Raw genomic sequence first — 26758 nt, 5'->3', positions numbered from 1 at the left:
CCGAGCTTCGACTCGGCCGGATCTGGAACATCGCCCACGCCGTCCACGCCTTGTTCCAGGCGGCCCGCCGCGATCACAGATCGATCCGGTAGTCCTTGATCTTGTAGAGCAGCGCCCGGTGGCTGATCTCCAGCACCTCGGCCGCCTTGGTCCGGTTGCCCTTCGTCTTCTGGAGCGCGCGCCGGATGAGGATCTCCTCGATGACGCGCGACGTCTTCTTGATCGACAGCTCGCCGCTCGTCAGCTGCATCTGGATCGGGTCGCGCGCCTCGCGGATCCGCTCGGGCAGGTCGGCCTCGCCGATGCGCTCGCCCTCGCAGAGCACCATGGCGCGCTCGACGGTGTTCTCCAGCTCCCGGACGTTGCCCGGCCACCGGTACTCCAGGAGCAGCCGGCGCGCCTCGGGCTCGAAGCCGCGGATGTTGATGCCGAACCGCGCGTTGTTCCTCGCGAGGAAGTGATCCATCAGGATCGGGATGTCCTCCCGCCGCTCCCGGAGCGGCGGGATCGCGATCGGGAGCACGTTGATCCGGTAGAAGAGGTCCTCGCGGAACCGGCCGGCCTGCGTCTCGGCCAGCAGATCGCGGTGCGTCGCGGCGAGGATGCGGACGTCGACCTTGAGGTCCTTGTTGTCGCCCAGGCGGCGGATCGTCTCCTCCTGGAGCACCCGGAGCAGCTTCACCTGCAGCGGCAGCGGCAGCTCGCCGATCTCGTCGAGCAGCAGCGTGCCGTGGTTCGCCTGCTCGAACAGCCCCGCCCTGTCGTTCACCGCGTCGGTGAACGCGCCCCGCTTGTACCCGAAGAGCTCGCTCTCCAGGAGGTTCTCCGGGATGGCGCCGCAGTTGACCGCGACGAACGGCCCGCCCCGGCGGCCCGACCTCCTGTGGATCGCCCGGGCCACGAGCTCCTTGCCGACGCCGCTCTCGCCCGTGATGAGCGCCGTGGTCTTGTAGTCGGCGACCTTCGCGATCGTCTTGAAGATCACCTGCATCGGCGGGCTCTTCGCGAGGATCTCCTCGAAGAGGTTCTCCCGCCGGATCTCCTGGCGCAGGGCGCGGTTCTCGCGGCGCAGCGACTCCCGCTCCTCCGCCTTGCGGAGCGTGAGCAGCATCTCCTCCGCCTTGAACGGCTTCTGGATGTAATCGTAGGCGCCCGCCTTCATCGCCTCGATGGCCATGTCGATGTTGCCGTAGGCGCTCATCACGATGACCGTGGCATCGCTCCCCTTCGCCTTGAGCGTCGCCAGGAGATCGAGGCCGCCCATCCTGGGCATCCGGACGTCGGTGAGGATGACGTCAGGCCCGAACGTCTCGACCATCGCGAGCGCTTCCTCACCGCTCGAGACCGCCTCGACCTCATAGCCGTCCCGCTTGAGGAACGTGCGCACCACGAGTCGCAGGTTTTCTTCGTCGTCGACGACTAGGACACGGCGCATAGACCCTGAAAACTTTTCCTACACCGGCGCGAACCACTCCGCAACGAGTTGCATCTCGCCGCATGCCGCGGTGCGGCCATCCGCCGGGAAGGCGGCCTCGGTGGGCCTCGGTTGGCCTCGGTTGCCAGGGCGCGTCGCGCCGCGCGGCGGGCGGGCTCTGCGAAGGAGGCCGCGCACCGCGCGAAGGCCGCTGCGCGACGCGGATCGCGCCTGCGCGGCGGCCGTGCTGCGCGGCGCGCGCCCGCGGTGGTATGCGTTGACGCAGGTCGCGCAGGCTGCTTTAGCGGCGCGACGCGCACCGGGAGCGAGCAGGGCCGCGCGCGGCCCGACACGACACGCCGGAGCGGCCTTCGCGGGCAGGACCGCGTCCCTTAATTCATACGATCGCGTGAGGAGCCAGGGCATGAGCATGAAGGATCGTCTGGTCGACCAAGCAAAGAAGCTCGCCTCGTCGGGCAGGGTCGTCCGTGTCGTCAGCAACGATCGCGTGATGCGGCTCGCCACGGGGGTCATGGATGCGAAGAACCGCCTGCGCGCCGCCCGGGAGCTGGCCGCGGAGGCGTGGGACATCCTGCTGAACGGGCACGCGCTCCCGAACCTCGATCCGGCGCTCGACGACGAGGCCGGCGTCCACGTGGCGGCGCCGGCCCGCGCGGCGTCGCCGCGGCCCGCCGCGCCCGCCTCGAGCGGCGCGGGGCTGTCGGCCGTGGAGACGACGGCGAGCGCCGCGCCCGAGCGGGCCGCCGCCCGCCCGCACGTGAACGGCGCCTCCGCGAACGGCGCGGGCACCTACGTGGCGGCGGCGGCCGAGCAGCAGCTCGCGACCCAGATGGCGTCGCGGACGTCGCTGTCGCGGATCGGCGGGCGCGACGTGTTCGAGAAGGCGTACAAGTTCATGACCGCGGACAACGCCCGCGCCATGGGCGTCTACCCCTTCTTCCGCCCGCTCGACTTCAACAACGGCCCCGAGGCGCAGCTCGAGGGGCGGACCGTGACGATGCTCGGCTCGAACAACTACCTCGGGCTGACGACCCACCCGAAGGTGCGAGAGGCCGCGCGGAACGCCATCGACAAGTACGGCACGAGCATGACCGGCTCGCGGCTCGTGAACGGGTCGATGCGCCTCCACAACGAGCTCGAGGAGAAGCTCGCCGCCTACCACGGCAAGGAGGCCGGGCTCGTGTTCACGACGGGCTATCAGGTGAACATCGCGACGATCTCGGCGCTCCTCAGCAACAAGCGGAGCGTCGCGATGATCGACAAGGACGATCACGCGTCGATCTACGACGGCGTGCGGCTCGCGCAGGCGTCCGGCGCCCGGATGGTGCGCTACAAGCACAGCGACCCCGCGTCGCTCGACAGCGCGCTCTCCGAGATCGCCGACACCGAGGGCGCGCTCGTGATCACCGACGGCGTCTTCAGCGCGCAGGGCGAGATCGCGAGCCTGCCCGGGATCGTCGAGGTGGTGAAGAAGCACAAGGCGCGGCTCCTCGTCGACGACGCGCACGCCCTCGGCGTCATCGGCCCGGGCGGCCGCGGCACCGCCGCGCACTTCGGCCTCGACAAGGAGGTCGACCTCATCGGCGGCACCTTCTCGAAGTCGCTCGCCTCGATCGGCGGCTGGCTCGTCGGTGAGCGCAAAGTGCTCGATTATATTCAGCATTTCGCCTACAGTTTCCTGTTCGCGGCGAGCGCGGCGCCGCCCTGCGTCGCCGCCGCCATGGCCGCGCTCGACGTCATGCAGGAGGAGCCGTGGCGCCAGGAGAAGCTCCGCGAGAACTTCACCTACATGCGCACGGAGCTCCAGAAGCTCGGCTTCGAGCTCGGCAAGACCGAGACGGCCGTGATCCCCATCTACATCCGCGACGACCTCAAGACCGTCATGATGTGGAAGTCGCTCCTCGACGACTACGCGCTCTACGTGAACCCGTTCATCACGCCGGGCGTCCCGCCCAAGCAGCAGGTGCTCCGCACGAGCTACATGGCGACCCACGAGCGCAAGCACCTCGATCGCGCGCTCGAGGCGTTCGAGAAGGTCGGGAAGAAGTTCGGCGTGATCTGAGCCGGAGGCCGCGCCGTCGGGCGCGCCGGCCGCCGGCGGCTTCCGGGACCGGTTCTACCGCGACCACCTCCGGTGAGCGGCGCCGCCCGCTTCGGCATTTTCGCCGGACCACGGCCGTGGTGACATGAGCGATCATGGATCTTCGACCGTTCATGCAAGGGGTCGCGGCGGCGCTGGGGCCCGCGATCCGCTCCTTCTTCCTGACCGCCGCGGCGATGTCGCTCCTGGCCGTCGTCCTCGCCGCGTCCTCGTACGCCATCGCGGCCGACGGCTCGGCGCTGCGCGGGACGCTCGCGGCCGTCGCGGCGCTCGTGGCGTGCGCCGTGCTCGGCTTCACGCTGTCGTGGAAGCGGGCGCTCGGCGCCGGCATCCTGCAGGTCGTGCGGTCGAAGCGGCTCGGAGGGATGCTCGTGACCGCGGTGTTCGACCGGCTGCTCGGCGTCTCCGAGCAGGCCGAGGCGGGCGCGCGCGGCGGGCGCATGGCGCAGGCGGTGGAGGGCGTGCCGATCAACGAGGCGGCGAAGCGGCTGCGGCTCGCGGTGATCCACCGGGTGCAGGCCGCGCCGCAAGGGGGCGGCGTGCGGGGGTTCCTGCGGCGCCAGATCGAGGCGCGGCTGCTCGGAACCATCGAGACGCTGACGCTGGCGCGCTTCCGGAACGAGGCCAACCAGAAGGGGGGTATCGACCTGCTCAAGGCGCGGGACGAGCTCGCTCAGGGGGTGGACGACCTCGTCACGGACGAGATCGAAGGGACGCTGCTTGTCACGACGCTGCTCCTCGTCGGCGCCGCCGCCATCGCGTCGCTCGGGGCGGCCGCTGGCATCCAGTACATTCCGCTCTGAGCCGGGACATCCCCCCTCCGGGCTAGATGGCCGGCAAGCGCGCTGCCTCGGCCGCGGGTCGCGGCGAGCGCGCCGCCTCGGATCGCAGGCGCGGCGTCGATCTCTCACGGCCATGCACATCGGCTTTGCCTAAGTGCTCACGACTACGTTACTGTCATCCCGCTGCCGTTACTTTCCGTGTTGCTCTCACGTTTCATGTGGCTTTCATGTCATGTTGCGCAGAGGTCATGTTGCGCAGAGGAGGCAGTTCGATGATGGAGAACGGTATGGGAAAATGTGGCTCGGCCCTCGCTTGCGTCGTGGGGTTGCTCGCGTCGCCGGCCGCCTGGGCTCAGGATCCCGCGCCCCCCCCGGCTGATCCGGGCGCAGCGGCGGCCCCGCCGGAGACCACCGCGCCGGCGCCCCCGGTAGAGCCGACAGCGACGGCGGGCGACGCGGCGACAGCAGGCCAAGCGGCGCCCGTCACGCCGGCGCCCGTCACGCCGGCGCCGGGCACCACCGAGCCGGTCGGAGAGCCCGCGGCGGAGCCGAGCCAGATCCCGAGCTGGTTCCGGTTCGATGCAGACAACGTCGGTCTCCAGGTCTGGGCCGGCGCCTCGCACCAGCTCGGCCCCATCAGCCTCTCGAGCGACATCTATGTCACCACGCTGGGAACGGCGGAGTTCGACATCGGCCCCGCCTTCACGATGGGTCCGGTCACCATCAACCCGATGGTGGGCATCGCGTTCAACTTCATGACGCAACAGCCGGCGGCGCTTGTCGCTCCGCAGCTGTTCACCTACATCGACGCGAAGCCGGTTTACTTCGAGTCGTGGATCCTGGGGTCGTTCTCCAGCATGTTCGACGAGAGCGTCCAGAACTACCTCTACTCGCGCGACTTCCTCCTCTTCTATCCGACCGACGACTTCGGCATCGGCCCGCACCTCGAGCTCTCGATCGACCTCAACGAGGTCGTGATCGCCACGGACGACCCGACCACGCTCGGGGTGGACGAGGGGGCCGTCGACAACACAGGTCTCGCCAGCCTGCAGCTCGGCGGCGTGATCGGGCTGAACTACGGCACGGGGAACAAGCTGCTCCTCTACCTCGGCTACGAGACGCAGAAGGAGAGCCAGGTCGTGGGCGGCGACAAGCTCGCCGGCCGGTTCACGTTCATCCGCAACTTCTGAGGCGCGCCGCGCCGAGCCGCCGGCCGGAGCGAGGGGCGCACACGGCCTGTCCCCTCGGGGTCGGGCTTCCCATCGGCCTGGCGCGCTGGTACCGGAGCGCCATGGCCCAACGGATCTCGTTCATCACGACCGCGCTGTGCGCGCTGCTCGGACTCGGGTGCCAGGCCCAGGACCGCGTCCCGCCGGCCTCGCCAGACCCGGGCGCCTCCGCATGCCAGCCCGCCGACTGCGGCTCGCTCGCGACGATCGCCCGCATCTGCGACGACGGCTCCACGGGCGCATCGCAGTGCATGCGCGCCGAGGGCGGAGCGTGCCGCTGGGAGCACGTCTGTCCCGGCGAGAGGTCGCCCGCCGGCCCGGCGCCGACCCGGCCTGTCCCCCAGCCGACCCAGCCGCCCGGGCAGGAGCCGCCCGCGGAGCCGCCGCGCCCGAACCAGCCGGCCGCGCAGCAGCCGGGCGCGGGCTTCGCCGACGCCAATGCCGCGTTCGCACAGCGGCTCTACGGCAAGCTCGCCGCCACGACAGGCAAGCTCTTCTTCTCGCCGGCGAGCGTCTCGACCGCGCTGGCCATGACCTACGCCGGCGCCCGGGGCGAGACGGCGGCCCAGATGGCGAAGGCGCTCGAGTTCACCCTCCCGCCCGAGGCGCTGCACCCCGCGTTCGGCGGGCTCGTCAAGGAGCTGACGCAGGCGGCCGGCCCCAAGGCGCCCGAGCTCCGGATCGCCAACCGGCTGTGGGGCCAGGCCGGGCTGCCGCTCGATCCGGCGTTCCAGAGCACCACCCAGCAGCACTACGGCGCGGGGATCGAGCTCGTCGACTTCAAGGGCGGGAGCGAGCCGGCGCGCGGGCGCATCAATCGATGGGTCGAGCAGCAGACGAACGCGAAGATCAAGGACCTGATGCCGGCGGGCAGCATCACGCCGCTCACGCGGCTCGTCCTCACGAACGCCATCTACTTCAAGGGGAAATGGGCGACGCCCTTCGACAAGCAGGCGACTAAGAACGAGCCGTTCACGGTGAAGCCCGGCACCGCGCCGGCGGTGCCGATGATGCGCAAGACCCTCCAGGCGCGCTTCGGGCAGGCCGCCGATGCGTCGGTGCTGGAGCTCGCCTACGAGGCGCAGAACCCCGACCGACCGCTGGCCATGGTCGTCATCCTGCCCGCGCAGGTGGACGGGCTGCCCAGGGTGGAGCAGCGCCTGTCGGCCGGGCAGCTCAAGGGATACGTGGAGGCGCTCCGGCCGACGCGGGTCGACGTGGCGCTCCCGCGCTTCAAGATGACCGCGGAGTTCGAGCTCTCGAAGACCCTGGCGGAGCTGGGAATGCCGCTCGCGTTCGACGACGCGAAGGCCGATTTCTCGGGGATCACGAGGGCGGAGCCGCTCTTCATCTCCCAGGTCCGCCACAAGGCGTTCGTGGAGGTCAACGAGGAAGGGACCGAGGCCGCCGCGGCGACAGGCGTCGCCATGGCGACGCGGTCGGCCCCGGCGCCGTCTCCGGTGTTCCGCGCGGATCACCCGTTCGCGTTCCTGATCCGCGACGTGACGACAGGCGCGGTGCTGTTCATGGGTCGCGTGACCGATCCGCGATGACCCGGCCGTCCTGAGCCGTTTTGCCGGGGCCTTCACCGGCTCCGCCAACCCTCGATGTGAAGGAGCGAGCGATGAAGAACGAAGACGCGGCGAAGGTGCTGCATGCCGTCCGTGACCTGGCCCCCTCGATCGCCGCGCGGAGCGCGGAGATCGAGGAGGCGCGGCGCCTCCCGGCGGACCTGCTCGAGCAGCTCAAGGCAGCGGGATGCTTCCGGATGTTCCTGCCGAGGAGCCACGGCGGCCACGAGGTCGATCTGCGCGCGGGGATGGACGTCCTGGAGACGCTCGCCCGGGCGGACGGGGCCACCGGCTGGACGGTGATGATCGGCTCGGAGAGCCCGCACCTCTTCGCGCTCCTGCCGCGCGAGCGCTTCGACGCTGTCTACTCCGCCGGGCCGGACGTGATCATCGGCGGCGGCTTCAACGCGCAGGGCGAGGCCCACGCGACGGAGGGCGGCTACCGCGTCACCGGGCGCTGGAGCTTCGCGAGCGGCTGCGAGCACGCCAGCTGGCTGTTCGGGAACTGCGTGATCCTGGACGGCGGTCGCCCGCGGATGGGCCCGGCGAGCGAGATGAGCGAGATCCCGGAGATGCGCGGGATGCTGTTCCCCGCGAGCGAGGTGCGCATCATCGACACCTGGTCCGTGCTCGGCCTGCGCGGCACGGGCAGCCACGACATCGTGACGGAGGGGGCGTTCTGTCCCGCGGCGCACAGCTTCGATATCTTCCAGGGCCAGTCGTCGGTGGCCGCCCCTGGGTTCGTCGCGCCGGTTCTGCACTTCGTGCTCCACATGGGGGCCGTGGCGGTGGGCATCGCCCAGGGGGCGCTCGACGACGTCGTGACGCTCGCGAGCTCGGGCAAGAAGCGGCTGTATGCGCGCGCGCAGCTCGCGGACTCCCCGGTGTTCCAGGTCCACCTCGGCCGCGCCGAGACGAGCGTGCGCGCCGCCCGCGCCCTGCTGCGCGACACGGGGGACGAGCTGTGGGCCGCGTGCGTGAACAACCCCGGCGCCGCGCTGGCGATGGCGCCGCGGATCTCGGGCACCCTGGCCTGGGTGACGGAGGTGGCGGCCCGGGCCGTGGACGCCTGCTATCAAGCCGGCGGGGGCGGCGTCGCCCGGAACGCCTCGTCCGTGCAACGGCGGTTCCGGGACATCCATACCCTCTCTCAGCACGCCGCCGCCGCGGAGGGGTGGCTCGGTCAGGCCGGCGCCGCGCTCCTCGGCCAGCCGACCGGCTTCTGGACCTGAGACGCCGCGACCCGGAACGCCGCGCCCGCCGCCGCGTCGCGACCGGGTCACGCCGCGCCCCCGCCGCGGTATAGGTGGTCGCGCCTTGCGCTCCGCTCCGCTCGCCCCGCTGGTCCTCGCCGCCCTGTCGTTCCTCGCCTGCGCCGGCGCCCCGGGGCCGGCCGCGGCGCCCGCGCCGCCGCAGCTCAGGGAGGGCGCCTGCCCGCCTCGCCCGGCCTGCGACGCGCCGCCGCCGGCCGTCCTGCCGCGCGGGTTCAGGCACACGCGCTCGCGCCTCGTCGCGAGCGGGTGGCCGCGCCACCGCGGGCGCGACCTCTTCGCGCGCCCCGAAGGGCCCCAGTGGGCCATCGCGAAGCTCGCTTACGGTCCTCAGGACGACGATCTCGAGGACGAGGACGTCGAGGCCTATCTCCTCCGCGGCTGCAGCGGCCCATGGGAGAGGCTCGGCACCTTCCGGACGAGCGACGATGACCACCCGCACCCGACCGCCGAGGGCATCCCGGACACGGGCGGGCGCATCTATCTCGATCTCACCGCGGGGCGGCGCCTCGAGGTCGGCCGGCACCGTGTCCACCTCGCCGTGGTCGGCGACGGCACGAGCGCGGATCTGTTCATCGAGGTCCTCCCGCCCGGCGCGCGGGTGGCCGTCACCGACGTCGACGGGACGCTCACCTCGAGCGAGGTGGCGGTGGTCGGCGAGCTCTTCGGCGGCGCCCCGCCGGCCGCCCACCCCGGCGCGGCCGAGGCGATGCGCGCCCTCGCCGACAGCGGGATTTACCTCTTCTACGTGACCGCGCGCCCCGAGTGGCTCGTGGGCAGCACGCGAGCCTGGCTGAGACAGCAGGGCTTCCCGCCCGGCATCCTCCACACCACCCTCGGCGTCACCGGCGCCATGGGCCGGGCCGCGGCCGATTACAAGATAATCGAGCTCGGATGGCTCAAGGCGCGGACGGGCATCGTGCCGTCCTTCGGCTTCGGCAACATGCCGAGCGACGTCACGACGTACACGGCCGCGGGGATCGCCCCTTCACGAAGCTATTATCACAAGCTCGGCGGCGACCTCCGCGGCGGCGTGCCCCACGAAGACTACCGGGCTCTCGTCCCGGCGCTCTTCAGCCCACCTGCCGCCTGCGCGCCCTGAGGGCGGCGCTCGCGCCGCGGAGGCGCGACCTGCGCGGCGGCGCCTCGACCGCGGGGGCGCGCCCTCTCCAGGCGGCGCCCCCGCCGCCGATCACTTCGGGACCTCGATCACGTCCTCGCAGGTGAAGTCGACCGCCAGGGCCGCCTGGGGATCGGACTTCACCGCGTTGCACGCGCTGTCGCAGAGCTCGATCTGCGTCGGGTTCGCGGGGTCGTCGTAGCGCCAGGCGTCATCGCTCGCGCACGCCTGATCATACGCGAGGGCATTCGGCTCGCCCGCTCCGCTCGTGTACGTCACGCGCACCCGCTGCTTGTCGAACGCCCTGCCCTCGGGAGCCGGCGGGATCGCGACCGTGCACGACACCGAGGCGCCGCGGATCTCGTCGATGGCCGCCCTGAACGTGGTCGCCGTCGCGTCGGGGTTGCCGGTCTCGATGATGAACGCCTCCCTCGTGCCGCCGGCCACGGCGATGTCGCGCAGGTTGTCGACGTTCCCCGGCCCGTCGTCCGGCGGGTTCGCCACCCCGATCACGTAGGTCGGGATGTTGTCGGCGAGCGCCTCGTCGACGTGCTCGACGACGGCCTCGATCGAGTCGGCCCCATCGCACAGCTGCGGGTAACCGTCGGTCACGAGCACGAGCGCGTACTTCCCGGGGTCCTCCCGGCGCTGCGCCTGGATGAACGAGATCGTCCCTTCGACCACGAACGCCGTCGGCGTGCCCATGCGCCAGTCGTCGTCGGTCGCGGGTGTGACCTCGTCGATCGCTTCGGCGAACGCCTCGGAGGGCAGCGGCGTCATCTCGACATCCGGCGCCTCATAGGTGCGGGCCGAGCACATTCGCCGCCGCTCGCCGCCGGGAAAGAACGTGAGCGAGGCGGTGAGCCCTGCCGACGCGGGATCCGCGAAGAACTGCTTTGTCGCGCTGACGACGGGATCCCACTTGAGCTCCTTGCTGTGCGAGGGCCGATCGTTCGCGCCCATGCTGCCCGACACATCGAACGCGACCGCCAGGTACACGGGCTGGAGCTCGGCCGTGGCCGTGTGCGTGGCGCAGGCGTCGCCGGCGCCGGTCGAGCCGCCGACACCGCTCGGACCGCCCGGGTCGATGCTGCCGCCCACGTTCATACCGCTCCCCACGCCGAACCCGGTGCCGGCGCCTCCGCTCCCATCACCCGAGCTGTTCGCGGCCCCCGAGCCGCTCTGGGAGGTGCCCTCGCCATCGGCGCTCGATCCGCCGCCGCACGCCGCACCGAACGCAGTCACCATGGACAAGGCAATGGCTATCGCAGGCGATCTCATGGCCTGACTCCTTTATAAGCAAGTGCCGGCGCCGTGCGCCGGTAGAGAGAAGCAAACTAGCAACTGAGGTTTCAGGAGCCAACACACCGCCGAGCCGCGCTCCAGAGACCTCGCCACCCATGAATAGTATAAGCCAGAAATATGCTCATTGCGAGACATGGTTTTTCAAATACCGTGTCAGTCGCGTCGCCCTCGTCGTCCTCGACGCGCTGAGAGCGCAACTCACCCGTGTGACCGCAAAGCCTGTGCGCCGGTGTATCCTGCGTGCTCACACGCGCGCTCGCCGGTGCTACGCTCCACACCGTATGGTCCGCGCGGTGTGTTTCGATCTGATGGATACCGTCCTCTACGACCCGTACCGCGAGGCGCTCGCCGCGGCGATCTGGACCGCCGCGCCGGCCGAGGTCGCCAGGCACCGCGACCGCGCGTGCTGGCCCGCGTTCGAGACCGGCGAGATCGATGAGGCCGAGTTCGCCCGCCGGTTCTTCCGCGAGGGCGCCGAGGGCGTCTCGTTCGATATCGACGCGTTCAACCGAGTGCGCCGCGCGGGATATCGCTTCTTGCCCGGCGTCCGGGAGGTCGTCGAGGCGCTCCGGGGCCGCGCGCTCCGGTTCGTGGCGAGCAACTACCCCGTGTGGGTGGAGGAGCTGCGCGAGACGTTCGCGCTCGATGCCCTGTTCGAGGGTGTCTATTCGAGCCATCACCTGCGCGTGCGCAAGCCGGCGCGCGAGTTCTTCGATCGCCTGGTAAGCCGCATCGGGGTCGACGCGGGCGAGTGCCTGTTCGTCGACGATCGCGCGGAGAACTGCGACGCGGCGGCCGCGGTCGGGATGCGCGCGCACCTCTTCGACGGGGCCGCGGGGCTGCGCGCCCGGCTCGTCGGCGAGGGCTTGCTCGACGAGGAAGGGCGCTAGGCCCGCTCTTCCGCCGCGCCGGCCAGGGCGCCGCAGAGCGGGCACGACGCGCCGACGTGCGGCGCGTCGCCGCGATGCAGGTCGAGGATCGCGCGCGAGATCTGCGCGAGGTCGCGCCGCACCTCGCGGCGCATCCCCTTCACGCGCGCGATGGACATCGAGTCGTAGGCCGTGGTCTGGTGCCGCATCCAGGCGATCACCGCCGACTCGGCGCGCCGCGCGACCGGGATCCGCTCCGTGCGCGCGACGGTGCCGCTGCCGACGGGGGTCGCGTGCGCCGTCACGCGGGTCGCGAGCGTCCGCGCGAGCGCCGCGTAGCGCGGCGAGAACCGGAGGAACGCCGCGACCTCGGCCTCGAACTCGCGCACGTACTCTTCCTGGTCGCGCTCCCGCCGCCGGGCGTCCGCCTCCCGCTTCTTCGCGTAGGCGGGCGTGCTGCGCTCCGCCTCGAGCGCGGCGCGGGCGGCCTCGATGGCGGCGGCCGGCGCCCAGAGGCCCCGGGAGAACGTCTTTCGCCCGCGCTTCTCGACCACCATCCAGGACGGGCCCGCGAGCTTCACCCGGCGGGTGAGCCCGGCGTCGCCCGGAGGCAGGCACGCCCACCCCTCGGGGGGCGAGAGCAGCGCGCCGTCGGGCGCGCGGAAGCGGCGGGGATCCTCGGTCGGGGCCAGGGTCAGGCTCTCGGGCATGGCGGCGCGGCCGGCGTGGTAGGCCAGGTCATCCCGCGTGTCCAGCCGCCGTCGCCCGCGCCGCGCTGGAACCGCCGAACAGGGCGATGGTACGCTCGGCGCCTGCGAGGGGCCCGCCCTTCCGCCCCGGCGCGGTCAACCGGGCAGGAGGCCAGCCCGGCGCGGTCAACGCGACAGGAGGCCAGCGTGTCGGACGACGATCGCACCAGGTGGGACGCCCGCTACCGCGAGGGCGGCGACGATCCAGGCGAGCCCTCGGCGGTGCTCACGGCGCTCGAGCCGCTGCTGCCCCGGCGCGGGCGCGCGCTCGATCTGGCGGGCGGCGCCGGGCGGCACGCCCTGTGGCTCGCGCGGCGCGGGCTCGACGTGACCCTGGCCGACATCGCCGAGGTCGGGCTCGGCGTCGCGCGAGGCGCCGCGGCGAGGGAGGGGCTCGCGCTGCGCACGGTCGCGCTCGACGTGGAGCGCGATCCGCTCCCCGGCGGTCCCTGGGACCTGATCCTGATCTTCTATTTCCTCGAGCGCAGGCTCGCGGCCTGCGCGGCGGAGCTCGCCCCGGGCGGCCACCTCGTCGTGGTGCATCCGACGCGGTCGAACCTGCTGCGGCACGCGCGCCCGAGCGCGCGCTGGCTGCTCGAGGACGGCGAGCTCCCCGGGCTCCTCGGCGAGGCGCTCGAGGTGGTCCGCTACGACGAAGGGTGGCTGGAGGAAGGGCGTCACGAGGCCCGCCTCGTCGCACGGCGGCGGGGCGCCGCGGCGCCTCGTCCGTGACGGCGCGGCGCCCGCGCGATGGCGCGGCGCCTGTCCGTGACGGCGCGGCGCGCGGGCGCGATGGCGCGGCGCGCGGGCTTGCTGCGACGCGATGATCGCGCTTTGCTCTCGCCATGCGCTTCGCCCGACTCGCGCCTCCGGATCAGGATCGCCCGGCCTTCTTCGCTCGCCTCGACGGCGCAGCCGCGCTCGTCCTCGACGCACCACCCTGGCTCGGCGGCAAGGCCACCGGCGAGGCGGTGGCGTGGACCGAGGTGGACCTCGCCTGCCCCGTGGCCCCCACGAAGATCGTGTGTGTGGGGCGCAATTACGCCGCGCACGCGCAGGAGCTCGGCAACGACGTCCCGGTCGAGCCGCTCCTCTTCCTCAAGCCGCCCTCGGCGCTCATCGGTCCGGGCCAGTCCATCGTGCTCCCGCCGGAGAGCCAGCGGGTCGAGCACGAGGCCGAGCTCGGCGTGATCATCGGCCGCCGCTGCAAGGCGGTGCGGCCGGAGCAGGCGGGGGATCACGTGTTCGGTTACACCTGCGTGGGCGACATCACCGCGAGAGATCTGCAGAGGAAGGACGTGCAGTTCACGCGGGGCAAGGGGTTCGACACGTTCTGCCCGGTCGGGCCGTGGATCGAGACGGAGCTCGACCCGGCGGCGCTCCGCGTGCGGGCCGTCGTGAACACCCAGGTGCGGCAGGACGGGATGACGGCACAGATGCTCTGGAGCGTGCCCGCGCTTGTCGCGTACATCAGCCAGGTGATGACGCTGGAGCCCGGCGACATCATCGCGACCGGGACGCCCCAGGGCGTGGGGCCGCTCGCGCCCGGCGACGAGCTCGTCATCGACATCGTCGGCGCCACGGCCGGGGCGCGCGGGCTCGGGGCGCTGCGCGTGTCCGTGGCGGCGCAGGGCAACGGCGCCGGCGACCGCTGAGGGACCGAGCAGCCCCTCGGCGTCGCGCTCCGGGCCCGCGAGGCCCGGAGGCTCGGCCGTCCGCTGCCCGGAGCTCGACGACGGTGCGTGATGCCTGATCGACTCACCCGCCCGTCGACCCTGCGGCGTTCCACCATCGAGCGAGCGCCCGCTTCCTCGCATTCACGGCGGTGATCGGCGGCCAGACCGGCCAGCGCTCCCGCTGCCCGGCGTGGCAGGCTCTGTGCACTGACCCGCAGGCGAACGCATCCTTCCCACCGTCGTTGCGGTCGCCGGAGCGCCCCCCGCCAGGGGGCCGCGCGCGCCGCAGCAGATCTCCGAGGTCACCGATGACATCCCCTGCGACTGCGAACACCTGGCCATGGCACCCCATCGCGCTCCTGGCCTTCGGCGTCGGCGCGGCCCCCGGCGCGGCCGCCCGAGGCCCCGCCCCGCCGAAAGAGGCCTCAGAACGGTTGCCCGTCCCGGAGCACGATGGTCACGTGCGAGAGCCCGGTGCCGCCGAGGAGCATCGCCTTCACGAGGAACTCGACCATCGTGTCCAGGCACTCGGCGGGTGAGAAGCCCGCCCGCCCCGCCCCGAGCAGGGGCAGCGCCATGCTCCGGAGCTTCATCGTGTTGGCGTGGTAGAAGCACCCTTCGAGGAGCCGCACGATGAGATCGCGGGTCGGCCGGTAGGTCGCCACGTGATCCCAGTCGAGCGTGATCGCGTGGAAGACGAACCGCGCGCTCAGCCTGCCGGCGGAGCTGACGACCACCCCGCCGTGACGCACGGGCACATACTTGCGCGTCTCCAGGTGGCACACGCCGCCGCTCGCGTGGTTCAGCGCCATCGCCACGCCGGCGGACATCGTGAGCTGCCCGTCGTCCGCGCTCACGAGCGCGTCGGCCGACACGCCCGCGATGTTCGCGCGCACGATCGCCAGCGTCCTGTCCCCGTGGAACTGGAACGCGGTGACCGGCCCGACCGGGCCGCCCGCCAGAAGCACGGGGCGGACGCGCTGGTACTGCTCCAGGTACATGCGGAGCGTCAGATCGTGCGGGTCGCCCCAGCGCGTGCTCTGTGGGCCCATGAGCGCGGCCTCGATCTCCTCGAAGGACTGGAAGCGGTCCTTCGGGTCCTTGGCCAGGCAGCGCTCCAGGACGGCCTGAACGTCCTCGTCGAGCTCGGGCCGGAGCGCGCACGGCCGGGTCGGGATGTCCTGCCGGTGCGCGAGCAGCAGCGGCAAGAGCTCCTGCTCCTCGAACGGCCGCTGCCCCGTGGCCGCGTGGTAAAACGACGCACCGTAGCTGTAGATATCGGCCCGCGTGTCGCTCTCCTGCGGGCTCCACGCCTGCTCGGGCGCCATGTAGAACGGCGTCCCGAGCACGGTCCCCATCGCCGTGAGCGGATGCTCGCGCAGGGCCGTGGGCCCCGTCGTGGCGGTCAGGCGCGCGAGGCCGAAGTCGGCGACCTTCAGCTCTCCGGACGGCGCGATCAGCATGTTCGACGGCTTCAGGTCGCGGTGCATCACCCCGAGCTCCGTCGCGGCGGCCATCCCCCGCGCCGCGTGGAGCATGTAGCGCCGCAGATCGTCGAGCGGCAGCGGTCCGCTCTGGAGCCGCGCGGCCAGCGACGGGCCGCCCACGTACTCCATCACCATGAACGGCGAGCGGTTCGAGAGGAAGCCGAAGTCGTGACAGCTCACCACGTGCGGCGACTTGATGAGCGCCGAGATGCGCGCCTCGCGCAGCATCCGCTCCCCTGCGTTCGGGTCCGCGTGCCCCGTGAGCACCTTGATCGCCACGACCCGCGCGAGCGCGAGGTGGCGCGCGCGGAACACGGCGCCCATCGAGCCCACGCCGAGCAGCCCCTCCACGCTGTACCGGCCCGCGAGCTCCTTACCCAGCGTCAACGCGTCGATCATGGCCGAACCATCGCTTGCACCACCGAGGATGTTCGGAACCCCGCGCGCCGCGGTCAAGGGGCACGGCGCGCCGCGCATTTCCCGAGCGCGGCGTGACGGCCCGGGAAGCGATCGCCGTCGGGCGGGACGATGTGGTGAAGACGGCGCCCGTTCAGACGGCGTGGGCCGACGGGGCGCCGCCCTGCGCGCGCTGCCGGGGCGCCTCGCGCAGCCTCGCGAGCTCGGCCTCGACGCGGGATCGGAGGCGCGGATCGTCGGCGAGCCGCCTGGCCCAGAGCCGCCTCATGCGCGCCCACACGGTGCGCCGGATCGCGCGCTCATCGAGCGCGGCGGCGGCCCCGTTGCGCTCGGTCGCGACGAGCAGCCGGGCGTAGTCGGCCGCGCTCAGGGCGCCGCGGACGGCCTCCCACGCGGCGACATAGGCCTTGTCGAACCGGTCGCGGAGCGCTCGCTCGCGGCGCCTGGCCTCTTCCGCCATCGACGCGCGCCATCGCCGCTCGGCCTCGTCCCAGCGCGCCACGGAGAGGCCGTGCGCCCTGAGCACCTCGGCGCGGGGGATCGGCCTCTCCTCGAGCTCCGCCGCGACGGCAGCGCACCGCTCGAGGCTCACCTCGTCGCCGTCGCCGAGCGGCAGGAGCGCCTCGGCGGGCGGCTCGCCGTCGCCCCGGAGGACATGAAAAAAGCGGGAGGCGGCCGGCGGCTCGGGCTCCCGCGAGAGGGCGCCCGGGGCCGAGGCGGCCTGGAGAGCGACCTCGACGAGCGGAGGCGAGGCGGCCTGGAGAGCGACCTCGACGAGCGGAGGCGAGGCCTCGTCCAGCGCGAGGGTCGCGAGCCCCGCGGACAGGTCGGGCGCCGGCGAGGCGCGCTCGCCGGACCACGGGGCGCCGGGGATCGGCGCCTCGGGCGGCGCGAGGCGGGGCGCCGGCATCGGGTGGATGAAGAACGGGATCGCGGGTCGATCGCCGGCGCGCGCCTCGTCCGCGTCCGACAGGGCGAGCGTCAGGCTCGCGGCGGCGGCGACGTCGCCCTGCTGTGGCGTGAGCCCCGGCCAGCTCTGCCGCGCCGCTCCCGGCGCGAGCGCGAACGGCAGCGCCGGCGCGCGCACCGCCGCCTCGCCCTGCTCCTCGGAGAGCGCGAGCGTCTCCAGCGGCGGCGGGCCCTGCAGCAGGTCGATGAGCTCGATGTCCTCGTCCGAGAGGTGGATCGTGCGTCCCGGATCCCCCGCCCGCTGGCCCGCCGGGCCGCAGGCAACGGGCGCGTCCTCCATCAGCACGGTCCCTTCCGGACCGTTCCGGGGAGCAGGCGGCTGCGCTGCCTCGACGCGCCGGGCTCGCCCGAGGCGCAGATCGGGCCACGCGACCTCCTCGCCGTCGATCGCGACGCCGGCGGCGATCCGCACGGCCGCGAGGGCGCCCTCGCCGGGGACGGGGACGATCTGACGCCACACGACCGTGCAGCGCTGCTCGGCGCCGTCGATGCGGAGCGTGTCGGCGCTCAGCGCGAGGGTCTCGCCCCCTGTCGCAGCGGACGCGGCGAGCCCTTCGATCCGCGCGACCCCGCGCGCCCTCGGCAGGCGCATCTCCAGCCGCGGCGCGGCCGGGTGCAGGTTCTCGAGCACGATCCACTCGTCGCCGCGCAGGAAATCGATCCGCTGGTCCGGGGGCGCCGCCTGGAAGTACGACCAGTCGAAGCCCGCGGGGATCTCCGCGTTCGGGCCCTCGAGCGTCTCGCGCCGGGTCTTGCCCAGCAACCGCTTGCGCGCGGGCCACGCGCGCGCGATCGGGCCGAACCCCGCGGGCCGCGCTGGGTCCTCTGGATCGACGAGGATGGCCTCGCCGCCGTTCGGGTCGACGCCGAACGGGTTCTCGCACCCGTTCGCGCCGCGGACCGCCTTCTCGTAGACGAGCGGCATCCGCTGGAACGGCTTACCGTCACGGACCAGGAGGCGTTTGTCGAGCGCGCAGCCGCTCGCGCCAAAGACCGCGATCCGCACCGGCAAGGACTGGACCTGCGCGCCATCCGGCGCATGCGCGTCGCCCGTGAAGAGGACGTCGGCGCGGCCCAGGTAGGGCGCGAGGTCGCCGGTGAACCGCACGCTCCGCGCGGGGTTCTTGCCGTGATGGACCTCGGCGCGGAGGATCTCCTGCGGCTCCGTCCGCCACATGGCCGCGCCGGGCGTGAACGCGAAGCTCGCCTTGACGAGGATCGTGATGTACCGCCGGCCCTGCGTGCGCCAGGAGATGGCGGCGGCCTCGGCGCCGGGGAGCGCCGTCACGATGTCGGGGGGGAGCGCGCTCACCCTCGCGCGCTCCGGCAGCTGCTGCCGGCCTTGGCTCGCCTCGTCGTCACGCATTGCTTCGCGACAAGGAGTACCTCGCGGGTGGTGACGGACGTGTTGCAATCCCGTGATCCGCTCGTGGAGCCAGCGCCCTCGCGGCCCGGCGCGGCGCACGGCGATGACGGCGCACGGCGATGACGGCGCGCGCCGCGCCGCCGCTCACCCGCCGCGCGTCCTCGCCCGACATTCCCGGACGAAGCCGAGCTCGCTCTGCCCCGCCTCGATCCGCTCGATCCACCAGGCGAGCCCCGGGTAGGTGCTCCGGATGAGCTCCGCCCGCTCCGCCAAGCGCGCCGCGTCTCCCCGCGCGGCGTGGAGCTCGGCGCGGAGCGCGTGGGCCTCCGGCGCGTAGACGCCGTCGAGCACGTCGAGCACGGCCGGGTCCACGTCGCAGAGCGACTCCGGCCCGTACATCAGGTAGCGCAGGGCGCGGTTGAAGCGGAGCGGATCGCCCGGATCCACGCGGGCCTCGACCGGCGCGCCGCCGTCCGGGGGCAGGCTCGTCCAGCGGCCCCAGGAGCCTGTGCGGGCGAGCTCGGGCGCGAGGCGCTGCAGCTCGCGCTGCTCCTCGAGATCCGGCGCCGCGAGCTCGATCGGCACCGGCGGGCTCTCCACGCGGTCGGGCGGCCCCTCGTAGACGATCGCGAGCGTGTAGTGCCCTGGCTCGAGACCCGAGGGCAGATGCGAGGAGACGTCGATGAGCATGCGCCGGCACGTCCCCGGCGAGAGCAGGAACACCGGCGTGCCGAGCTCGCGGATCACGACCGGCGAGGGCTCGGTCCTCACGACCTCCTCGCCCGAGCCCGCCCTCGTGAGGCGAACGCCGATCGCGCCGGCGTTGCCTGCCCAGCTCGCGCGCGGCAGCCGCCGGATGCAGGTGCCGGGGCGATCGGCGCACACCGTGATGGCCACGTGCAGGGGAAAGCCGAGCACATAGCGGCGGTCGTGATCGATCGAGCGCAGCGCCAAACCGGGCGGGCCGGCGGGCTCTCCCTCGTTGCACGCAGGGTTATCCGACATGACGGCTCCTCATCTCCATCGCAGTCCTCTGTTCTCCTCGAGGCGCACGCGCCGGGTCTCCTTCACGTGGCGCCCGCACAGGTCATTGCCGACCAGCTCGGCGGTCCCCGGGATGAGCTGCTGGTCAGCGTCGATCATCCAGTGGGAGCGGTAGTTCATGCAGCACGTCGTCCGGCGCGGCGTCAGGTAATCGAAGTAGCCGCACTTGTGCGGCATCCCGAACGCGTGCGTGAGCTCGTGAACGATGGTGTGGAGCGTGCCTTGCTCGTATCGGCCCCGGGGCTGCCCGCGCTCGGGGTCCCACCACGCCCTGTGATGGGTGAAGAGGATCGTCCTGCCGGCGAAATATCTCGCGACACCGACGTCGATCGTGGGGCTCATGCCGGCGGCGTAGGCGGCGCCCGGCCCCCGCACGACGGCCTCGACGCGCGCGGGGATGCCATAGCCCGGGGGCTCCCACGCCGCGCCCCTGCGGCGGGCGCGAGGGAAGAAGAAGAGGCGGTCCCTGTACGCATGCGCCACCGACCCGTCGCCCGCGGTGAACTGGCCCTGGATGTCGTGCGGATCGAGCCAGAGCTGGGTTCGCGGCGGGTCGGACAGGACGGACGCGATCGCGACCGAAAATCCGATCTGCTGGCCATTCCAGCGGAACGTGACGTAGCTCGCGTCCGGGTGGTCGCCCGGGATCTCCACGTACTCTCTGCGCCTCTCTCCCTGCCCGCCGTCCAGGATCGTCACAGCCCCGGTGAACAGCAGCGCGCCCTGGACCTCGGGCAGAGGGTGCGGCTCCAGCGCGGCGATCAGGCAGAACCAGCCCGGCTCCCCGGCGTGGGAGAAGATCTCGCTCACGAAGCGGGACGCCTGCTCGCCGAGCGTGCCCGCGTCGAGCGAGAGGTGCTGCAGGTCCTGGATCACCCGCTCTTCGGAGAAGTCGAGCTGGGTGAAGACCGGCTCGAAGTGCCTCGGCACCTGCGCAATCGGCAGCGCAGGCGCGCTCTCCATCCTTATGTACTCGACGTCGATCCGGCGCCAGAGCGTCATGATCCCGGTCTCGTCGGCGGCGGCTTCCTCGAGGCCCTCGGCCTCGATCTCGGCGCGGACGATCAGGTTGTCTCCGGCGATATCGGTCATGTGCCGCCGGATCGTGCTCCGCCCCCCCACGATTGCCGTGCTCGCGCTGGTCTCCGCGGCGTCGGACAGCGGGTAGCCCTCCACCTCTTCCCAGCTCGGGCTCCTGTCCGGCGTCCCCTCGTCGTCCCCTTCGACCGGCCCCGCGTACGCTCCCGCGGCGTCGTAATCGTTCTCGTCGAGGGTGGAGCCCCAGTCCGGGTGCACCTCCGGCCGCTCGTTGGACGGGTCGTCCGGATCGCGCGCGCTCCAGCGGATCCGCGCTCCTTCCGGGAGCTCGCCGTCGGGGCTCGTCACCTCGGCCGTGATCTCGATGAGCTGCGTATTCTTTGCCCAGCGCCCGTCGAGATCGCGATTGATGTAGACGCGTCCCTGGTTATCCAGGCTCGTGTAGCCGGGCCTGACGCCAGCCGCTCGGGTGGTCCCCGGCGGCGCCGAGCTGTCCGGAAAGCCCGGGAGATAGAGACCTTTGATATCGACGATCCGGACGGTGACCATCGGCATGAAGCATTGCAAATGTCGCGCTCAGCCCGGCCGCCTCCGGACGTCTCATTCGCGGCAACGCGAACGGGGTGGAAGAGCGGAGCGGTCCTGGGAAGCGCGCCGAAGTCGAGCCCCTCGGCGGCGAGCCCCTCCCGAGGAGGAGCCCCGCCGCGGCGACAACGGAGGAGAGCGCGGCGATCCGCGGCGATCCAACCGGCAGCCTTCGACGTGGCCTGGAGGCCCCATTGCCGCTTTCTCCCGGCGCGCGTTCGTGCGTAGACTCCGCGCCCTCATGAGCTTCGAGCCAGTTGCAGGGTTTCGCTTCGGCGCCATCAGCGCGGGGATCCGGAAAGACGGGCGTATCGACGTCGCGCTCGCGGTGGCGGATCAGCCGGCGGTGGTCGCCGGCATGTTCACCCGGAACCTCGTGCGCGCCGCGCCCGTGGACATCGCCATGCAGCGCGTCCTGTCGGGGCGCGCCCGCGCCGTCGTCGCCAACAGCGGATGTGCCAACGCCTGTACGGGCGAGGCCGGCTGGAAGGCCGCTCTCGATACGACGCGCGCCGTCGCCGAGGCCATCGGCGCCCAGGAGGACGAGGTGCTGCCCGCCTCGACCGGCGTCATCGGCGCCGTCTTGCCGGCGCACCGGATCATCGAGCGAGTCCCCGAGCTGTCGGCGCGCCTGTCGCCGAGGGGCTACCTCGACTTCGCCCAGGCGATCTGCACGACCGACCGCTGGCCGAAGCTCTCTCAGCGCAAGGTGGGCGGGGGCGCCACGCTGCTCGGCATCGGCAAGGGCGCCGGGATGATCCACCCCGACGTCGGGCCGCCTCACGCGACGATGCTCGTCTTCCTGTTCACCGACGCCGTGCTCGACCCGGGCGAGGCGAACGCGGCGCTCTCGGCCTCGTGCGACGTGACGTTCAACGCGTGCACCGTCGACGGGGACACCAGCACCAACGACACGGTGCTCCTCCTGTCCTCCGGCGCGTCCCAGCGCCGCGTGTCGCGCGACGAGCTCACGACGGGCCTCACCGAGGTCTGCGGCGAGCTGGCGCGCTCGATGGTGGCCGACGGCGAGGGCAGCACGCACGTCGCCGAGATCCGCGTCCGCGGCCTCTCGACGCGCGACGGGGCGCGCACCGTGGCGCGCACCGTGGCCACGTCGCTGCTCGTGAAGACCGCGCTGTTCGGCAAGGACGCGAACTGGGGGAGGCTGCTCGCCGCCGCGGGGCGCGCCGGCGTCCCGTTCGATCCGCGCGAGGTCCAGATCCTCGTCGGCGGGATCCCGATCGTGCAGAACGGCGCGCCTGTCGGGGCGGAAGCCGAGCTCAAGGCGAACGAGGTGCTCGCGCGCGACACCTACGTCATCGAGCTCGTGCTCGGCAGCGGCCCCGGCGACTTCTCCTACCTGACGAGCGACCTCGGGCACGGGTACGTCGACGTGAACGCCGGCTACCGCTCGTGAGCCGCGCAGGGCGACCGGCCGGGCGGCTCGCGGAGAGCGTGCCCGCGTCTTCGCCCTGACCGGAAGCGCCTGGCTGCGTCCGGCGGGTCCATGCCGGCCCCGGAGCGACGACCCTCCGCCGCCTCACGTTGTGCGCCCCCTCGGCCCAGCGAACGTCGCGCGACGGAGCGCGCCGCCGGCCCGGCGAACCTCGCGCGACGAGACGCGAGCGAGGCCAGTGAACCTCGCGCGACGAGAGCTGGTGAACGCAGGTTCACAATGCGCGAAGCCGGTCGGGCTTCCCCGCGATCCTCTCCCGCGGCCCCCCTGGCACGCTGCGTGTTAGCGCGCGGCATGGTAGTCGTGCGGGAGGGCCGCGCCGGTGCCGGCCGCCGCTGGAGGACTTCGATGCTTCTTTATTCCCCCCTTGCGAAGATCCTGGGTCAAGGCGCGCTGTTCCTGATGCTCGCCGCGACCGCGGCGGGCTGTGGTGGCTGTGGTGACGCCACGCTCCAGTGCGACCGCGACGGCGAGAACTGTTTCCTCTGCGACGGCTACGGGTGTCGCCCGGCGGAGTCCGACGTAGGCGCCGGCGGCGCCGGCCAGGGCGGCCCTGGCCAGGGCGGCGCCGGCCAGGGCGGCGCTGGCGGCGAGGAGGTCGCCTGTGACGCGGAGCTCACCACGTGTCCCTGCGACGGCGACGACGCGTGCGAGGACGGCACGCGGTGCGTCGAAGGGCTCTGCATCGCGGCGTGCGAGTTCAGCTACGAGTGCGGCGCGGACCGGGTGTGCGTGAACGGCGAGTGCGCCGATGGCTGCTCCGACAGCGCCCCCTGCGCGGCGGCCGGCACGCGCTGCGACCGCGGTGTCTGCGTCCCCGACCCCGCGAACCCCGAGTGCAGCGACGCGGCGCCGTGCGAGGGCAGCGCGCTCTGCGTCGACGGCGCCTGCACCGCCGGGTGCACGACGCACGACGACTGCGCCGCCGGCGAGGTGTGCAATGCGGTGACCGGCGCGTGCATGGCCGACCCTTCGCCGCAGCCCGGATGCGCCACAACGGCCTGCGCGGCCCAGGGCCAGGAGTGCATGGACGACGGCTACTGCCACTACCCGTGCGACAGCGAGCGAGCCTGCCGGCTCATCGACAGCCGCTTCGTCGGCTGCGCGGACGGCTTCTGCAAGACACGGGAGGAGGTCGCGCCCGAGTGCACGCTCGACGAGCCCTGCCCTGACGGTGAGAGCTGCATCTCCGGCGAGTGCCTCTGATCCGCCGCCGCTGACCGAGGCCCCTCGCGCCGCCGTTCCGCCGCGGCGGACGAAGGGCCTCCCTCGACGCCCCCTCACCTTCCCCGGTCCTGCCCCCGCACACCTTGACCGTCCGTCACGCGGCGGGTAATCGCCTCGGATGGTCGCCCGCTCCCCCGTGCATCGGCCCGCGCCGCTCCTCGTCCGGCTCGCCCGCGCCGCCGTCGTCTCGCTCGCCCTCGCCGCGCCGAGCGTCGCCGCCGCCGAGACCCGGATCGCCGTGGTCGACGTGCAGCACGCCGTGATGCAGACCGAGGACGGCATCCGAGCGCAGGCCACCCTGAAGAAGCTCTTCGACCGACGGCAGCAGGAGCTCGACGCGAAGCAGACCGAGCTCCAGCGGGCGCGCGAGGACATCGAGAAGCAGTCGCGCGTGCTCTCGCGCGAGTCGATGCAGAAGCGGATGGAGGACTGGCAGCGCCAGATGGTCGAGCTCCAGACCGTGTTCGTCGACTACAACAAGGAGCTGCAGAAGAAGCAGGGAGAGCTGACCGGGCCCATCGTCAAGAAGATGATGATCATCGTCGCCCGGATCGCGAAGAAGTCGGGTTACGAGGTCATCCTGGACAAGCAGGCGGCCCCCTATGTGCGCGCCGACCTCGATCTGACGGAGCAGATCATCCAGCTCTACAACACCGGCGGCGGCGAGGACGACGCGGGCGGCGAACCGGCGGAGAAGAAGGACACCGCCAAGTAGCGCGCTCCACGCCGCGGAAAGGAGCCGGACTTGCCCGAACGAACCCAAGAGCCCGTCACGCTCGAGATCCATCAGATCCTGTCGATCCTGCCGCACCGCTACCCGCTCGTGATGGTCGACCGCGTGACGGAGGTCACCGCCAACAAGAGCATCCGCGGCTACAAGTGCGTCGCGTACAACGAGCCCTGGTTCCAGGGGCACTTCCCCCAGCGGCCGATCATGCCCGGGGTGCTGATCCTGGAGTCGCTCACGCAGCTCGGCGGGATCCTCGCCTACGCGTCGGACCCGTTCGACGCGACGTCGAACCTCATGTTCTTCCTCGGCATCGACAAGGCGAAGTTCCGCCACACCGTGACGCCCGGCGACCGGCTCGATCTCTACGTCGAGGTGCTGCACCACCGCTCGAACGTGTGGAAGCTGCGCGGCGAGGCGAGCGTCGACGGCACGCTCTGCGCCGAGGGGGAGATGCTCGCCTCCGTCGTCGATCGCGAGCCCTGATCCAAGAGGAAGATCTCACCATGAGCCGGAGCCCGTCGCCGTCGTTCGCCCGCATCGCCGCTGTCCTTTGCGCCTCCATCGCCCTCTCGCTCCCGGCCGGCTGCGGCGGCGCCGCGCCCGCCGCCCCGCCGGCGCCTCAGGCGGGCGGCGGCCTGATCGGCTCGGCGGCGCCCGAGCTCGCGGCCGAGGTCGTGAGCGGCGAAGGGCCCTCCACGCTGAAGGACGCGAGCGGCAAGGTGGTGATCGTCGATTTCTGGGCGACCTATTGCCACCCCTGCAGGAAGTCGTTCCCCAAGTACCAGGAGCTCGTCGAGCGCTTCGGCGGCGATCTCGCGGTGCTCGCCGTCGCCCTCGACGCCCCCGAGGACGTCTCGAAAGAGCAGCTCGTGGAGTTCGCGGACGAGGCGGGCGTCAAGTTCAAGATCCTCTGGGACAAGGACCAGAGCGCGGTAAAAAATTACAACCCGCGGAGAATGCCGACCGCCTTCATCGTCGACCGGAGCGGCGTCGTGCGCCACGTCCACGCGGGCTACGAGGACGGCGAAGAGGAGAAGATCTCCCGGGAGATCGAGGCGCTGCTCGGCGAAGCGGCCGCTCCGCCGGCGGCACCTCCCCCGGCGGCACCTCCCCCGGCCGAGGCGCCCGCGCCGAGCGACGGCGGCCGCTCCTCTCCGTGAGCCTCGTGCGAAGGCGGCGATGGCCCTCATGTCCCCTACCCTGATCCGGCGCGTCTCGATCGAGGCGCTCGACATCCCGCTGCACGAGCCGTTCGGCATCGCTGGCGGCGCGCAGGAGCGCGCGGCGAACCTCCTCGTCACCGTGGAGCTGGCCGACGGGACGCTCGGCTTCGGCGAGGCCGCGCCGCTGCCCGCCTTCAACGGCGAGACGCAGGAGGCCTCGCGCGCCGCCGCCCTCTCGCTGCGCGCGGCCGTGGTGGGCGCGGACGCGCGCGCGTGGCGCGCCATCGCTGTCGCGCTCCGCGCCGCGGCGGGCGGCGGCGCCGGCGCGGCGCGCTGCGCGATCGAGACGGCGATCCTCGACGCGCTCACGAGGCGCGCGGACATGCCGCTCTGGGCCTTCTTCGGCGGCTCGGGGACGGCGCTCACGACCGACATCACCATCACCACGGGCTCGCCGGAGCGCGCGGAGGAGGCCGCGCGGCGCGCCTCGGCCATGGGCTTCCGCGCGCTCAAGGTGAAGGTCGGCGGCCGCCTCGCCGCGTCGGACCCCGCGCGCATCGAGGCGATCCACGCGGCGGCGCCGGAGGCGGCGCTGATCCTCGACGGCAACGGCGGGCTCACGGCGGGCGAGGCGCTCGCGCTCGTCGCGCACGCGCGCCGGCTCGGCGCGCGCGTCGCGCTCCTGGAGCAGCCGGTGCCGCGCGACGACTGGGACGGCATGAAGGAGGTCACGCGCCGCGCCGGCGTCGACGTGGCCGCCGACGAGAGCGTCGCCTGCGCGGCGGACGTCCTCCGCGTCGCGTCGGAGCGCGCGGCGACCGTGGTCAACATCAAGCTGATGAAGGGCGGCATCGCCGAGGCGCTCGACGTCGCGGCGGTCGCCCGCGCGGCGGGGCTCGGGCTGATGATCGGCGGGATGGTCGAGTCGATGCTCGCGATGACGGCGTCGGCCTGCTTCGCCGCCGGCCTCGGCGGGTTCTCGTTCGTCGATCTCGACACGCCGATGTTCCTCGCCGAGAACCCCTTCGACGGCGGCTTCGTCCAGCGAGGCCCGGCGCTCTCGCTCGAGGAGATCGGGGCCGGGCACGGCGTCACCCCGAAGCGCCGCGATCCGGAGGCCGGCTAGCTCCGCGCTTCAGCTTGGCAGGCGGAGCCAGCGCGCCGCGAC

The 26758-nt window shown here is 72.4% G+C and carries 22 protein-coding genes; 15 read left to right on the top strand and 7 right to left on the bottom strand.

Annotated elements, in window-relative coordinates; genetic code table 11:
* Window positions 1-73 precede the first annotated feature (73 nt).
* Complete coding sequence (locus WME75_RS14850) at window positions 74-1435, bottom strand: sigma-54-dependent transcriptional regulator (protein ID WP_437491009.1); 1362 nt, start codon at window positions 1433-1435, stop codon at window positions 74-76.
* Between the two features lie 403 nt (window positions 1436-1838).
* Between WME75_RS14850 and WME75_RS14845 the strand changes: the two genes are divergently transcribed.
* The 6 genes from WME75_RS14845 (at window position 1839) to WME75_RS14820 (ending at window position 9491) form a co-directional block, all read left to right on the top strand.
* On the top strand, window positions 1839-3497 hold the full coding sequence (locus WME75_RS14845; RefSeq protein ID WP_437491006.1) for an aminotransferase class I/II-fold pyridoxal phosphate-dependent enzyme: 1659 nt from the start codon (window positions 1839-1841) through the stop codon (window positions 3495-3497).
* Between the two features lie 134 nt (window positions 3498-3631).
* Complete coding sequence (locus WME75_RS14840) at window positions 3632-4339, top strand: hypothetical protein (RefSeq protein ID WP_437491003.1); 708 nt, start codon at window positions 3632-3634, stop codon at window positions 4337-4339.
* A 251-nt stretch (window positions 4340-4590) separates the two neighbouring features.
* Window positions 4591-5508, top strand: a complete 918-nt coding sequence (locus tag WME75_RS14835) for a hypothetical protein (RefSeq protein WP_437491000.1) — start codon at window positions 4591-4593, stop codon at window positions 5506-5508.
* Between the two features lie 101 nt (window positions 5509-5609).
* Window positions 5610-7100: a serpin family protein gene (locus WME75_RS14830; RefSeq protein ID WP_437490998.1), complete on the top strand. Its 1491-nt coding sequence runs from the start codon at window positions 5610-5612 to the stop codon at window positions 7098-7100.
* Window positions 7101-7171: 71 nt separating this feature from the next.
* Window positions 7172-8350, top strand: coding sequence for an acyl-CoA dehydrogenase family protein (locus WME75_RS14825; protein WP_437490995.1), 1179 nt, complete (start codon window positions 7172-7174; stop codon window positions 8348-8350).
* Window positions 8351-8435: 85 nt separating this feature from the next.
* A complete protein-coding gene (locus tag WME75_RS14820; RefSeq protein WP_437490993.1) occupies window positions 8436-9491 on the top strand; it encodes an LNS2 domain-containing protein in 1056 nt (351 codons plus the stop codon).
* A 90-nt stretch (window positions 9492-9581) separates the two neighbouring features.
* Here the strand turns inward: WME75_RS14820 and WME75_RS14815 are convergent, their stop codons facing one another.
* Window positions 9582-10757: a vWA domain-containing protein gene (locus tag WME75_RS14815; RefSeq protein ID WP_437490991.1), complete on the bottom strand. Its 1176-nt coding sequence runs from the start codon at window positions 10755-10757 to the stop codon at window positions 9582-9584.
* A 350-nt stretch (window positions 10758-11107) separates the two neighbouring features.
* Here WME75_RS14815 and WME75_RS14810 point away from each other — a divergent pair, with 350 nt between their 5' ends.
* A complete protein-coding gene (locus tag WME75_RS14810; RefSeq protein WP_437490988.1) occupies window positions 11108-11704 on the top strand; it encodes an HAD family hydrolase in 597 nt (198 codons plus the stop codon).
* Here the strand turns inward: WME75_RS14810 and WME75_RS14805 are convergent.
* A complete protein-coding gene (locus WME75_RS14805; protein WP_437490985.1) occupies window positions 11701-12393 on the bottom strand; it encodes a DUF2293 domain-containing protein in 693 nt (230 codons plus the stop codon). The genes WME75_RS14810 and WME75_RS14805 overlap by 4 nt on opposite strands.
* A gap of 186 nt (window positions 12394-12579) precedes the next feature.
* Between WME75_RS14805 and WME75_RS14800 the strand changes: the two genes are divergently transcribed.
* Together WME75_RS14800 and WME75_RS14795 are read left to right on the top strand one after the other, a co-directional pair.
* Complete coding sequence (locus tag WME75_RS14800; protein WP_437490983.1) at window positions 12580-13164, top strand: class I SAM-dependent methyltransferase; 585 nt, start codon at window positions 12580-12582, stop codon at window positions 13162-13164.
* Between the two features lie 113 nt (window positions 13165-13277).
* A complete protein-coding gene (locus WME75_RS14795) occupies window positions 13278-14087 on the top strand; it encodes a fumarylacetoacetate hydrolase family protein (RefSeq protein WP_437490980.1) in 810 nt (269 codons plus the stop codon).
* 446 nt (window positions 14088-14533) lie between these two features.
* On the opposite strand, the gene WME75_RS14790 is transcribed toward WME75_RS14795, so the two are convergent.
* The 4 genes from WME75_RS14790 to WME75_RS14775 all read right to left on the bottom strand — a co-directional run bounded on the left by WME75_RS14790 (window position 14534) and on the right by WME75_RS14775 (window position 20984).
* Complete coding sequence (locus tag WME75_RS14790) at window positions 14534-15994, bottom strand: serine/threonine-protein kinase (protein ID WP_437490977.1); 1461 nt, start codon at window positions 15992-15994, stop codon at window positions 14534-14536.
* Between the two features lie 151 nt (window positions 15995-16145).
* Complete coding sequence (locus WME75_RS14785; protein WP_437490975.1) at window positions 16146-18347, bottom strand: DUF2169 domain-containing protein; 2202 nt, start codon at window positions 18345-18347, stop codon at window positions 16146-16148.
* Window positions 18348-18491: 144 nt separating this feature from the next.
* The gene (locus WME75_RS14780) at window positions 18492-19352 is read right to left on the bottom strand and encodes a hypothetical protein (RefSeq protein ID WP_437490972.1); all 861 of its coding nucleotides are present in this window, start codon (window positions 19350-19352) and stop codon (window positions 18492-18494) included.
* A gap of 9 nt (window positions 19353-19361) precedes the next feature.
* Window positions 19362-20984, bottom strand: coding sequence for a hypothetical protein (locus WME75_RS14775; protein ID WP_437490970.1), 1623 nt, complete (start codon window positions 20982-20984; stop codon window positions 19362-19364).
* 271 nt (window positions 20985-21255) lie between these two features.
* Between WME75_RS14775 and argJ the strand changes: the two genes are divergently transcribed.
* From argJ to WME75_RS14745, 6 genes are all read left to right on the top strand, one after another.
* The gene (argJ, locus tag WME75_RS14770) at window positions 21256-22431 is read left to right on the top strand and encodes a bifunctional glutamate N-acetyltransferase/amino-acid acetyltransferase ArgJ (RefSeq protein ID WP_437490967.1); all 1176 of its coding nucleotides are present in this window, start codon (window positions 21256-21258) and stop codon (window positions 22429-22431) included.
* 387 nt (window positions 22432-22818) lie between these two features.
* A complete protein-coding gene (locus WME75_RS14765; protein WP_437490964.1) occupies window positions 22819-23676 on the top strand; it encodes a hypothetical protein in 858 nt (285 codons plus the stop codon).
* Window positions 23677-23815: 139 nt separating this feature from the next.
* The gene (locus WME75_RS14760; RefSeq protein WP_437490961.1) at window positions 23816-24412 is read left to right on the top strand and encodes an OmpH family outer membrane protein; all 597 of its coding nucleotides are present in this window, start codon (window positions 23816-23818) and stop codon (window positions 24410-24412) included.
* A 30-nt stretch (window positions 24413-24442) separates the two neighbouring features.
* Window positions 24443-24910: a 3-hydroxyacyl-ACP dehydratase FabZ gene (gene fabZ, locus WME75_RS14755; protein ID WP_437490959.1), complete on the top strand. Its 468-nt coding sequence runs from the start codon at window positions 24443-24445 to the stop codon at window positions 24908-24910.
* Between the two features lie 20 nt (window positions 24911-24930).
* On the top strand, window positions 24931-25587 hold the full coding sequence (locus WME75_RS14750) for a TlpA family protein disulfide reductase (protein WP_437490956.1): 657 nt from the start codon (window positions 24931-24933) through the stop codon (window positions 25585-25587).
* A gap of 28 nt (window positions 25588-25615) precedes the next feature.
* On the top strand, window positions 25616-26716 hold the full coding sequence (locus WME75_RS14745; protein WP_437490953.1) for an enolase C-terminal domain-like protein: 1101 nt from the start codon (window positions 25616-25618) through the stop codon (window positions 26714-26716).
* The last annotated feature ends 42 nt before the right edge of the window (window positions 26717-26758 follow it).

This window comes from Sorangium sp. So ce1014 (assembly GCF_051521505.1).
Taxonomy (GTDB): domain Bacteria; phylum Myxococcota_A; class Polyangia; order Polyangiales; family Polyangiaceae; genus Sorangium.
This window is presented reverse-complemented; position numbering and strand designations above follow the sequence as displayed.